Origin of the sequence: Halomonas sp. (assembly GCF_014859505.1) — a bacterium.
In the GTDB taxonomy this organism is placed as follows: Bacteria; Pseudomonadota; Gammaproteobacteria; order Pseudomonadales; family Halomonadaceae; genus Halomonas.
Map to the genome: position 1 here is coordinate 18,958 of NZ_JACUUD010000028.1, position 10,947 is coordinate 29,904.

At 67.1% G+C, this 10,947-nt stretch carries 10 protein-coding genes; 7 read left to right on the forward strand and 3 right to left on the reverse strand.

The features are described from left to right. Positions 1 to 469 precede the first annotated feature (469 nt). From glnA to IBX53_RS06290, 5 genes are all read left to right on the forward strand, one after another. Complete coding sequence (gene glnA, locus IBX53_RS06270; RefSeq protein WP_290906879.1) at positions 470 to 1,876, forward strand: glutamate--ammonia ligase; 1,407 nt, start codon at positions 470 to 472, stop codon at positions 1,874 to 1,876. Between the two features lie 213 nt (positions 1,877 to 2,089). Further along, on the forward strand, positions 2,090 to 2,656 hold the full coding sequence (locus tag IBX53_RS06275; RefSeq protein WP_290906881.1) for a DUF4124 domain-containing protein: 567 nt from the start codon (positions 2,090 to 2,092) through the stop codon (positions 2,654 to 2,656). Between the two features lie 427 nt (positions 2,657 to 3,083). Next, entirely contained in the window at positions 3,084 to 4,130 is a 1,047-nt protein-coding gene (gene glnL, locus IBX53_RS06280; protein WP_290906897.1) for a nitrogen regulation protein NR(II), read from the forward strand. After that, positions 4,123 to 5,535, forward strand: a complete 1,413-nt coding sequence (ntrC, locus tag IBX53_RS06285) for a nitrogen regulation protein NR(I) (protein ID WP_290906883.1) — start codon at positions 4,123 to 4,125, stop codon at positions 5,533 to 5,535. The genes glnL and ntrC overlap by 8 nt, the downstream gene beginning before the upstream one ends. 57 nt (positions 5,536 to 5,592) lie before the next feature. Then, complete coding sequence (locus IBX53_RS06290) at positions 5,593 to 6,936, forward strand: deoxyguanosinetriphosphate triphosphohydrolase (protein WP_290906885.1); 1,344 nt, start codon at positions 5,593 to 5,595, stop codon at positions 6,934 to 6,936. A 40-nt stretch (positions 6,937 to 6,976) separates the two neighbouring features. On the opposite strand, the gene IBX53_RS06295 is transcribed toward IBX53_RS06290, so the two are convergent. Further along, complete coding sequence (locus IBX53_RS06295) at positions 6,977 to 7,882, reverse strand: nuclease-related domain-containing protein (RefSeq protein ID WP_290906887.1); 906 nt, start codon at positions 7,880 to 7,882, stop codon at positions 6,977 to 6,979. 176 nt (positions 7,883 to 8,058) lie between these two features. Between IBX53_RS06295 and IBX53_RS06300 the strand changes: the two genes are divergently transcribed. Then, positions 8,059 to 8,916 (forward strand): NAD-dependent protein deacetylase, encoded by an 858-nt coding sequence (locus IBX53_RS06300; protein ID WP_290906889.1) that lies wholly within the window; start codon positions 8,059 to 8,061, stop codon positions 8,914 to 8,916. Positions 8,917 to 8,921: 5 nt separating this feature from the next. Here the strand turns inward: IBX53_RS06300 and IBX53_RS06305 are convergent, their stop codons facing one another. Both IBX53_RS06305 and IBX53_RS06310 read right to left on the reverse strand, forming a co-directional pair. Further along, the gene (locus IBX53_RS06305) at positions 8,922 to 9,296 is read right to left on the reverse strand and encodes a translation initiation factor Sui1 (protein WP_290906891.1); all 375 of its coding nucleotides are present in this window, start codon (positions 9,294 to 9,296) and stop codon (positions 8,922 to 8,924) included. Positions 9,297 to 9,421: 125 nt separating this feature from the next. After that, positions 9,422 to 10,102, reverse strand: coding sequence for an HAD-IA family hydrolase (locus tag IBX53_RS06310; RefSeq protein WP_290906893.1), 681 nt, complete (start codon positions 10,100 to 10,102; stop codon positions 9,422 to 9,424). A 402-nt stretch (positions 10,103 to 10,504) separates the two neighbouring features. On the opposite strand from IBX53_RS06310, the gene IBX53_RS06315 reads away from it, so the two are divergent. Next, positions 10,505 to 10,819, forward strand: a complete 315-nt coding sequence (locus tag IBX53_RS06315; protein ID WP_290906895.1) for a hypothetical protein — start codon at positions 10,505 to 10,507, stop codon at positions 10,817 to 10,819. Positions 10,820 to 10,947 lie beyond the last annotated feature (128 nt).

Below are 10,947 nucleotides of genomic sequence, written 5' to 3' on the forward strand. Positions count from 1 at the left end.
TAGGGCGCTGGTAAGCAAGTGTAGCCGTTGGTGAGTGTGCGTATCAAAGGGTTCGGGCGCGGTTTTTCTGGTTAGCCATAGGGTGGTTTTGGCCCGCCGGTCGGCGTGGTCGGGTATTGGCAGCGTAAGGCGCGCCGTCAGAGTGCATTGATGAGGCATTGCGCACCTATATGGTGCATTTGCTGGAACGATACGCTGGCGGCGCATGGAACAAGAGCGTCGCTGATTCAGGCTGGTGCGCCTGCTTTTCCCGCTTTATATAATAAAATCAGGTAATTGTTTATTTTTTGCCGCATTGGGGTGCAGTGTTGGCATGGCGTGTGCATTGTATCGGGCAGTGCTGGAGTGAATGCCGGCAGCCGTGGGCAGGGTGTCCACGGCGTGTTACAACTTCGCAGTACCCCGAATTAGACATATCCCGATCTTGCATCACCCAGGCTTCGAGCCGAGTTCAACCCCGGAGGACACCATGTCTGCCAAGACTCTCGCCCTGATTGAAGAACATGACGTGAAGTGGGTCGATCTGCGCTTCACCGATACCCGTGGCAAGGAACAGCACGTCACCATTCCGGCCCGTGATGTGGACGAGGAGTTTTTCGAGAACGGCCAGATGTTCGATGGCTCTTCCATCTCCGGCTGGAAGGGCATCAACGAGTCCGACATGATCCTGCGTCCGGAAGATGGCACCGCCTTCCTCGATCCCTTCACCGAGGACGCCACCCTGGTGCTGCGCTGCGACATCATCGAGCCGGCCACCATGCAGGGCTACGAGCGTGATCCGCGCTCCATCGCCAAGCGCGCCGAGGCCTACCTGCAGTCCACCGGCCTGGGCGACACCGCCTTCTTCGGCCCCGAGCCCGAGTTCTTCATCTTCGACGAGGTGCACTGGAAGTCCGATATCGAGGGCTCCATGTACAAGATCTCCTCGGAAGAGGGTGCCTGGTCCACCGATCGCGCCATCGAGGGTGGCAACCTGGCCCACCGTCCACGTGTCAAGGGTGGCTACTTCCCGGTGCCCCCGGTGGACAGCTTCCATGACATCCGCGGCGCCATGTGCAACACCCTGGAGGCCATCGGCCAGACCGTCGAGGTGCACCACCACGAGGTGGCCAACGCCGGCCAGAACGAGATCGGGATCAAGTTCAATACCCTGGTCAAGAAGGCCGATGAGGTCCAGGAGATGAAGTACGTGATCCACAACGTGGCTCACGCCTACGGCAAGACCGCCACCTTCATGCCCAAACCGCTGGTCGGCGACAACGGCAGCGGGATGCATGTTCACCAGTCCTTCTGGAAGGAGGGCAACAATCAGTTCGCGGGTGACGAGTACGCCGGTCTCTCCGAGATGGCGATCTACTACATCGGCGGCATCATCAAGCACGCCCGGGCCCTGAACGCCTTCGCCAACGCCTCCACCAACTCCTACAAGCGCCTGGTGCCTGGCTTCGAGGCGCCGGTGATGCTGGCCTACAGTGCTCGCAACCGCTCGGCCTCCATCCGCATTCCCTACACCGCCAGCCCCAAGGGCAAGCGCGTCGAGCTCCGCTTCCCGGACCCGACTGCCAACCCCTACCTGTGCTTCGCGGCGATGCTGATGGCCGGTATCGACGGCATCAAGAACAAGATCCACCCCGGCGACGCCATGGACAAGAACCTCTATGACCTGCCGCCGGAAGAGGGCAAGGCTGTGCCGACCGTGGCCCACAGCCTCGACCAGGCTCTGGAGGCGCTGGACCAGGATCGCGCCTTCCTGACCGAGGGCGGGGTGTTCACCGATGACATGATCGATGCCTACATCGAGCTGAAGATGGAAGACGTGGAGCGCATTCGCATGACCACCCACCCCATCGAGTTCGACATGTACTACAGCTGCTAACGGCCAGCGGCCGATGACGGCCGCGGCCAGGCGCCAAACGACCTGGCCCGGCATCGACGCCCCGGCGTTGATCGAAAAGGGGTTCCGTCATGGCGGAACCCCTTTATCTTGTTCACTATCCAAGGGAGCACCTACGACGGGAGTCCTGCGCCGCAGAGGCAGTGCGGGACTCTATCCACAGACCGCCGGGAAGGCGGCGTGCAGGGGGTATCCATGAACAAGGCCTTGATGGCACTGGCGGTGGGGCTGTCGTTCAGCCTGGCTGCCCAGGCCCAGACGATCTATCGCACCACCGACGCCCAGGGCAACGTGGTCTTCACCGACAACCCGGACCGGGGCGGCGAGCAGGTGGAGCTGGCGCCGCTGACGGTGGTGCCTTCCAGCGGCGAGGTGCGCACCGGTCAGCCGGCGCCGCGCCTCGAGGGCAGCGGCGCGGCTGCTGCGACGGGCTCCCCCGGGCAGCCCTTCATGCCCTATGACGGTTTTCGCATCCTCTCGCCCAGCCATGAGCAGGCCTTCCCGGTGGGGGCGGCGGGCAATGTATCGGTGGAACTGGGCATCGAGCCCGAGCTGCGCGAGGACCATCGGGTGCGCCTGCTGGTGGATGGCCAGGTGAGCCAGACGGCGATGCACACTACGTCCTTCATGGTGGCCAACATGAATCCCGGGGAGCATGTGCTGCAGGCAGAGCTTCTCGACGGCAGCGGTGCCGTTCGCCACCGTAGCTCACCGGTGACCATCTACGTGCACCGGGCCAGCGTCAACCGCCCCGCCAATTAGCTGCCCCCTCGCTGGGCACCCTGGCCGTGGTGCCCGGACGGCAGCCCGAGGCCCTGTCGCCCCCCGCATGGCGACCGCTGGCCGCCCCATGGCGGCGGGCCGCTCTACCCGCCCGTAAAGCCGGCGCCTCCACCCGTCGAGGCGCCGTCGCCGCTGCGTAGCGGAGACGAAGGGGTTCGCCGGCTACCCTCGGATGATCCCCCGCTGCGCCGTCATGAGGAACGTGGCCCCGCCCGCTGAGTCTTCGTGGGGCGCCGGGCGCACCAGGAGTGGCCGTCGCGACGTGCAGGTCTGCTCGTTATGCTCTATTTTGGTGCATCAGCGCCGTGACCTGACGGAGCGGGCCCCTGTTGTGGGGCCTCGTGAAGCTGGCGCGCTTCTTGCAGTCGCTTGGTGTCTCCCCTCAGGATCCGACATGGCCGAATCGATGTACCAACGCTTGATGGAGCACCTCTCTACCGCCGTGGTCCTGCTGGACGGCGAGCTGAGGCTGCGATGGATGAACCCTGCCGCCGAGGCGCTGCTGGCGAACAGCCTCAGCCGGGTGAAGGGTGTGGCGCTGTGCGCCCTGATGGAGAGCGATGATGGGCTCGGCGAGGTCCTGGGCAAGGCCCGGGACGAGTTTCACCCCTTCACTCAGCGCGAGGCTCGCCTGACCATGCTGGGCGGCGAGGCGCTGACGGTAGATTACACGGTCACGCCGCTCTCCCGGGAGGAGCTGCTGCTGGAGATCGAGCCCCGCGACCGGCTGATGCGCATCTCCCGGGAGGAGGCGCTGATGACCCGCCAGGAGACCATCAAGGTGCTGACTCGAGGCCTGGCCCACGAGGTGAAGAACCCCCTGGGCGGCATCCGCGGGGCGGCCCAGCTGCTGGAGCGCGACCTGGATGATCCGGACCTGAAGGAGTTCACCCGGATCATCGTCGAGGAGGTGGACCGGCTGCGCGATCTGGTGGACTCCATGCTGGGCCCCAACCGGGTGACCCGCCATGAGCCGCTGAACATCCACAAGGTGCTGGAGCGGGTGCGCTCTCTGCTGATCGTCGAGCAACCCGGGGTGCGGGTCGAGCGGGATTATGACCCCAGTCTGCCCGACCTGGCCGGTGACGAGGCCCAGATGATCCAGGCGGTGCTCAATGTGGCGCGCAACGCCGTGGAGGCGATGACCGAGGCGGGAACGCCCGGGCCTCGGCTGGTGCTGCGTACCCGGGCGCGGCGTCAGTTCACCCTGGGGGCGGAGCGTCACCGCCTGGTGTGCGAGGTGGGGGTGATCGACAACGGTCCGGGAGTGCCCGAGGCGCTGCGAGAGACGCTTTTCTATCCCATGGTCTCGGGTCGCCCCGAAGGCAGCGGCCTGGGGCTCTCCATCGCCCAGGCGATCCTTCACCAGCATCAGGGCCTGATCGAATGTAATTCCGTGCCCGGACAGACCGAATTCCGACTGCTGATTCCCCTGGAGAAGCGCCATGACTGACGCTGCACGCGTGGTGGTCGTCGATGACGACCGCGCCATCCGCTGGGTGCTCGAACGTGCCCTCGCCCAACCCGATCTCGATGTGGAGTGCATCGAGCGCGCCGATACGGCCCTGCAGCGCCTGCTCGACACCCCGCCCGATGTGCTGGTCACCGATATCCGCATGCCGGGGATCGATGGCCTGGACCTGATGGCCCGGGTGCGCGAGGCCCATCCCGACCTGCCGGTGATCGTGATGACCGCTCACTCCGACCTGGACAGCGCGGTGGCCTCCTACCAGGGTGGCGCCTTCGAGTACCTGCCCAAGCCCTTCGACGTGGACGAGGCGCTGGCGCTGGTGCGGCGCGCCGTGGCCCATGCCAGGGAGCGCCAGCGCCCGGTGAGCGTGCCCGAGGGGCTGGGCGCTGAGATCATTGGCGAGGCGCCGGCCATGCAGGAGGTGTTTCGCGCCATCGGCCGGCTGTCGCACTCGCACATCACGGTGCTGATCAACGGCGAATCGGGCACCGGCAAGGAACGGGTGGCCCGGGCCCTCCATCAGCACAGCCCGCGGGCCGGCAAGCCCTTCATCGCGCTCAACATGGCGGCGATCCCCAGAGACCTGATCGAGTCGGAGCTGTTCGGCCACGAGAAGGGCGCCTTCACCGGGGCGACCTCCCAGCGCCAGGGGCGCTTCGAGCAGGCCGATGGCGGCACCCTGTTCCTGGACGAGATCGGCGACATGCCCGCCGAGACCCAGACCCGCCTGCTGCGGGTGCTGGCCGACGGCGAGTTCTACCGGGTCGGTGGCCATACGCCGGTGAAGGTGGATGTGCGCATCATCGCCGCCACCCACCAGAATCTCGAGAACCTGGTGGATGACGGGCGCTTCCGCGAGGACCTCTTCCATCGCCTCAACGTGATCCGCGTGCACCTGCCGAAGCTGGCCGAGCGGCGCGAGGACATCCCCCAGCTGGCTCGCCACTTCCTGGCCGAGGCGGCCAAGGAGCTCTCCACCGACATCAAGGTGCTGACCCCCGAGGCCGAGACCCATCTGACCCATCTGCCCTGGCCGGGCAATGTGCGCCAGCTGGAGAACACCTGCCGCTGGCTGACGGTGATGGCCTCGGGCCGCGAGATCCTGGTGGAGGACCTGCCGCCGGAGCTGCGCCACGAGGATGGCAGCCCCGCGCCCAGCGGCGACTGGCGCACCGCCTTCCGCGACTGGGCCGACCGGGCCCTGGCGGCGGGACACACCCATCTGCTGGAGGAGGCCGTACCGGACTTCGAGAAGATCCTCATCGAGACCGCGCTGCGCCACACCGGCGGGCGCAAGGGGGAGGCCGCGGAGCTGCTCGGCTGGGGACGCAATACGCTGACCCGTAAATTGAAGGTGTTGCTGCCGGCGCTGGCCGACGGGGAGTAGGGGCTGGGCGGCGGCGGTCGGGGCTGCCAGAATGGGATTCTCAAGGAGAGAATGCCCATGACGCAGATGAGCTGGGAGCGGCTGCTGGACCCGAGCCGCCTGCACGACCGGCGCGACGAGCGCCCCGGCGGCGGCCGCGACGAGATCGGCCGCAGCCCCTTCCACAAGGATCACGATCGCATCGTCTTCGCTGGTTCCTTCCGCCGCCTGGGGCGCAAGACCCAGGTGCACCCGCTGACCGACAACGACCATATCCACACCCGCCTGACCCACTCCCTGGAGGTGGGCTGTGTGGGCCGCTCGCTGGGCATGATCGTCGGCGAGCGGCTAAGCGGCCGCCTGCCTGGGTGGATCACCCCGGCGGATATGGGGGTGATCGTCCAGGCGGCCTGCCTGGGCCACGACATCGGCAATCCGCCCTTCGGCCATGCCGGCGAGTACGCCATTCGCGACTGGTTCGCCCGCGCCAACGGCAGCGGTCTGCTCGAGGGCCTGTCGGAACTCGAGCGCCAGGACCTGCTCACCTACGAGGGCAACGCCCAGGGCTTTCGCATCGTCACCCAGGTCGAATACAACCAGTTCCGCGGCGGCATGCGCCTGACCACGGCGACCCTGGGCACCCTGCTCAAGTACCCCTGGACGGTGGAGCACGGCGGAACGGCCGGCAAGTTCGGCTGTTACCAGAGCGAGCGCGAACTGCTGGTCGAGGTGGCCGAGCGGCTGGGGCTGCTGCCCCAGGGGGCGGGGCGCTGGTGTCGCCACCCGCTGGCCTGGCTGGTGGAGGCCGCCGACGATATCTGCTACGCACTGCTCGACCTGGAGGATGGCCTGGAGATGGGTATCCTGCGCTTCGAGGAGGTCGCCGATGTGCTGATCCAGATCGCCGGGGGCGAGCCGGCGGACTATGCGGCCATGCAGCGCCACGGGGTCTCCCAGCGGCGGCGCATCGCCGCCCTGCGCGGGGCGGCCATGGAGCGGGCGGTGAACGACGTGGGGGCGGTGTTCGTGCAGCACGAGGCGGAGCTGCTCGCCGGGCGCCTGCGCCAGGACCTGCTGGAGCTCTGCCATCCGGACCTGGATTGGGGCGTCAAGGCCGCCAAGCAGCTGGCCCGTGAGCGGATCTTCCAGAACGAGCGCAAGGCCAAGCTGGAGATCGGCGCCTACACGACCCTGGGCATTCTGCTGGAGGCCTTTATCGGGGCCGCCCACGAGCTCCACCATACCGGGCACTCGACCTTCAAGCACCAGCGGGTGCTGGCGCTGATCGGTGAGAACACCCCGCGCCCCTCCTGGTCGCTCTACGACAGCTATCGGCGCATGCTCGATTTCATCGGCGGCATGACCGACCACTACGCCGTGGATCTGGCCCAAGAGATGGGAGGTCGGCTGCGGGGGGACTGAGGGGGCAACGCCTGGCCGTGTCAAACTGGCCAATCTCACCCTAGTCGGGGTGGCCCGGCAGTCGCTCCAGTCGGGCGACGCGCTCCATCAGGACGCCGATCACGGCGTCATGGGTCTCGTTATCGAACTCGCCGGGGCAGAGCCCGGCGAGCCGGTCGGCCAGGTCTTCGCCGCTGACCACCAGCAGGTCATCGGGGCCCTGGCGGCTCTCCACGTCCCAGCCGGGCAGCGTCAGAACGCCCATGACCGGCACTGCGCGGCCGGTGAGCTCGGAGAGCCAGTCGGCCATCCACCCGGTCAGCTCGCGGGTCTTCTCCAGCGGCTGGCGCTCGCTCCAGCCGGGGAAGCGCAGGCGTGACGGTTCCACGGTGACCAGGTTGACCTCCTTGCCGGTGGGGGTGAAGGGCCGAGTGCGCGCGCGGGTCTCCACCACGAAGACGCCGCAGGGGGTGACCACCACGTGATTGATGCGGGTGCCCTTGGCCGGCACATCGTGGAAGACGTAATAGGGGTGCGCCTCGGGTCGTATCAACCGCTCCAGCTCCTGGCCCACCGCCAACTCGCAGGCGAGCCCCAGTTTCAGGCGTCGAATGCGCTGGAAGTCGCGCATCAGCAGGAAGCAGAAGAGCAGCATCAGCAGGGTGCTGAACACGCCATAGAGGGCCCACTCGACCCAGTCCTGCTCGGTGGCGAAGAGCATGCGGCCCATGCCGTAGACCAGCGGCGCCAGGGTGGCGATCGGCCCCAGGGCACCGTTGAGGAACAAGTCGGCGAAGGCGCGGTCCAGGCGGTCACGCAGGGCCTGGCCGGGTTCCCGCAGCGGGTGGGCGTCGAAGGGGGAGCGCACCCGGGCGTCCTGCAGGTTACGCAGCGCCACCACGATCACCGCCAGGGCGGCCAGCGGGAAGACGAAGATCAGGGGAAGCAGGTATTCCAGCCAGGCCATCGGGGTTCCTTGCCCATCAGTGGGTGAGTGGCGGAGTGTCGAGACGGTGGGACCATTCTAGACAACCTCGACCCTCCGGGGCCATGCTCTTTCGGCGTGCGGCACTTTTGGCACTTCTTGCACTCAGTTAATGGCTGTACGCCGCCATCTTGACACACCGCAGGGAGACCACCGGCATGACGTCAGCCATTCAGGGCATGGCGCTGGGCGCCGAGACGCGCCAGGCGCTGGATGACTTCGCGGCCCGCTATCCGCGCCTGGCGGTGCTCACTGGCGCCGGCGTCAGCACCGGCAGTGGAATCCCCGACTACCGCGACCGGCACGGTGAGTGGAAGCGTCCGCCGCCCATGCAGCACCAGCAGTTCATGGGCAGCCACGCCGCGCGCCAGCGCTACTGGGCGCGGGCCCTGGCGGGATTCCGGGTGCTCGGCGAGGCGCGTCCCAACCCGGCCCATCGGCTGCTGGCCGAGCTGGAGAGCCTGGGGCGAATCAGCGGGGTGATCACCCAGAACGTCGATGGCCTGCACCAGCGGGCGGGGTCGCGGCGGGTCATCGACCTGCACGGTCGCGCCGACCGGGTGCGCTGCATGGCCTGTGGGGCGAGTCGCATGCGCCACGCGCTTCATGCGGAACTGGCGCGGCTCAATCCCCGCTGGGCCGACGTGTCGGCCCGGGCGGCCCCCGATGGCGATGCCGATCTGGAGGCCGATTTCTCCGACTTCCGGGTGCCCGACTGCTCCCGCTGCGGCAGTGGCATCTGGAAGCCCGACGTGGTGTTCTTCGGTGACAGCGTTCCCAGGGAGAGCGTGGCGCGGGCCTTTGCGCTGGTGGAGGAGAGCGATGCCCTGCTGGTGGTGGGCTCCTCGCTGATGGTCTTCTCCGGCTTTCGCTTCGCCCGCGCCGCCGCTCGCGATGGTACGCCCATCGCCTGTTTCAATCTCGGCCGCACCCGCGCCGATGATCTCTACGTTCTCAAGGTGGAGGCGCCGGTGGAGGTCTCCCTGGCCGCCCTGCGCGCCTGCTGCGGCGCCTGACCGACTCAGCCGCCGGCCAGTTTGACGGTGTGGCCGAGTTTTTCCAGCTCCGCCTTGAGTCGCTCGCGATGATCCCCCTGGATCTCGATCACGCCCTCCTTGACGGCGCCGCCGGTGCCGCACACCTTCTTCAGCCGCTTGGCCAGGGCCTTGAGCTCGGCCTCCGGCAGCGGAACCCCGGACACGGTGGTGACCCCCTTGCCCTTGCGCCCGCTGGTCTCGCGGCGAAGGCGCACGATGCCGTCGAGCTCGGCCAGTCGCGACTGTTCGGCCACCGCCGCGCAGCGGCACTCGGCCACCGGCTGGCGGCAGGCGGGGCAGAGCTCGCCGTGTTCGGTGGAGTAGACGAGACCGCGCAGCTGGTCCTGGAGTGACGGCATGGCAAGGCTCCCTGGCGGAGTGGGTGGCGGGCGATCAAGGATGACGTGGGAATGATAGCGCCCGCGGGCATCGCCTGCATGCTGGCCGAAGATGCGAAAGCAGGGCCGCGAGACGGGGGCGGGCCTCAGTGGCTGGCGGCCCGCGACTCCATGGTGAGCCGAGCCACCACGGTGGGCAGCTGGAACATGCTGGTGATCATGATGGCGCCCTCCGGGGTCTCCTCGACGTCCGGGAAGCGGTTGAGGTGTACCACCGTCATGCCGGCGTTCAGGGCGGCATGCACGCCTACCACCGAGTCCTCGATGGCCAGGCACTGCTGCGGGGCATAGCCCATCTCGCTGGCGGCGTGACAATAGAGACAGGGGTCGGGCTTCCAGCAGTTGGCCTCATAGGCGCTGAACAGGTGGTCGCCGAACAGGTCGGCCAGGCCGGTGGCCTTCAGAGAGGTGCGGATCTTGTTGACTGGGCCGTTGGAGACGACGCCCATGGGGTAGTCGTGGAGTGCGGCCAGGGCTTCGGTGGCGCCGGTGATGGGGGTGAGCTCGGTGACCAGGCGGCGATTGAGGTTGGCACGCATGGCTGCCTCCAGGGGCTCCAGCACCTCGGGGTCGACACAGCCGTGGCGGCTCTCCAGCGTCGCGACGATGCGGCGGAAGCGGGCCCCGCGGAATTCGCCGATGTAGTCGCTGGCCTGGAACGGCAGGCCCACGGCGTTGAGGGCGGTGGCCATCTCGTCGGCGAGCAGCGGCTCGCTGTCGACCAGGGTGCCGTCGCAGTCGAAGAGCAGACAGAGGGGGCGGGCCATCACCTAACCTCGCGGAGAGTACAGAACGTTTTCACCCTTGTATTAAAGCTCAGTTTCGCGACTTTGTGAACAGTGTTTCCGTTTGGCGGCCTGCGGATCCTCACGAAACGTGTCGGCCTGCTGTGTCGGCGGGCCCCATGTGCCAGATTGCACCAGGTTCGGCGCCGATCTCGGTGCCTGGCTGGCACATGGAGTATTTCTTCAACTATTTGATATTTAATGATTTTAAAAAGAGATGCCCGTGAATTGGCCCGCAGCCTGCAACCTTCGGGGTGAGCAGGAAGCGACGGCGCCACGCACCATCCGGCCCGTCGACATGGAGGCCACAGGCTTCCTCAAGGACGGAGGCCACCGGCTTCCGCACAGGAAAACTCAAGTTCAGACCCCATAGGAGGCGCGAACATGATGTCCAAGGAATTCCTCAAGAAACTCGGTATCGTCGGTATCACCTTCGGCCTGGCCGCCAGCCCGCTGGCCTTCGCCGACCTGCACGACGAGGAACCGCAGGAGCCGGCGCCGCACGAGGAACCGGCTCCCGATGAGAACTACGGCAGTGCCGGTGCCGACGACACCTTCGAGAGCACCGACCTCGAAGCCTCCGAGTACGACACCGAGTACGAGGAAGAGGAAGAGGAGTGGACCATCGACGAAGAGGAAGAAGAGGAGGAGCAGGAGTGGGAGACCCCTGACGAGGACGACGAGGAATCCACCTGGTAATCGCCTTTCCACTCACCTCCGAGGAAATTGCTTCCTCGCTGCCGCCCCCGGCCCTGGCCGGGGGCGGCGTCGTTGGTGGGATCGGCGGGGTACGGAAACGACAAGGGGCGGCCCTTGGGCCGCCCCTT

Coding starts and splice junctions, on each gene's coding strand:
- IBX53_RS06305 (WP_290906891.1), bottom strand. CDS start 9,296: ATGCCGTCACTCCAGGACCAGCTGCGCGGTCTCGTCTACTCCACCGAA.
- glnA (WP_290906879.1), top strand. CDS start 470: ATGTCTGCCAAGACTCTCGCCCTGATTGAAGAACATGACGTGAAGTGG.
- IBX53_RS06315 (WP_290906895.1), top strand. CDS start 10,505: ATGATGTCCAAGGAATTCCTCAAGAAACTCGGTATCGTCGGTATCACC.
- glnL (WP_290906897.1), top strand. CDS start 3,084: ATGTACCAACGCTTGATGGAGCACCTCTCTACCGCCGTGGTCCTGCTG.
- IBX53_RS06290 (WP_290906885.1), top strand. CDS start 5,593: ATGACGCAGATGAGCTGGGAGCGGCTGCTGGACCCGAGCCGCCTGCAC.
- ntrC (WP_290906883.1), top strand. CDS start 4,123: ATGACTGACGCTGCACGCGTGGTGGTCGTCGATGACGACCGCGCCATC.
- IBX53_RS06310 (WP_290906893.1), bottom strand. CDS start 10,102: ATGGCCCGCCCCCTCTGTCTGCTCTTCGACTGCGACGGCACCCTGGTC.
- IBX53_RS06275 (WP_290906881.1), top strand. CDS start 2,090: ATGAACAAGGCCTTGATGGCACTGGCGGTGGGGCTGTCGTTCAGCCTG.
- IBX53_RS06300 (WP_290906889.1), top strand. CDS start 8,059: ATGACGTCAGCCATTCAGGGCATGGCGCTGGGCGCCGAGACGCGCCAG.
- IBX53_RS06295 (WP_290906887.1), bottom strand. CDS start 7,882: ATGGCCTGGCTGGAATACCTGCTTCCCCTGATCTTCGTCTTCCCGCTG.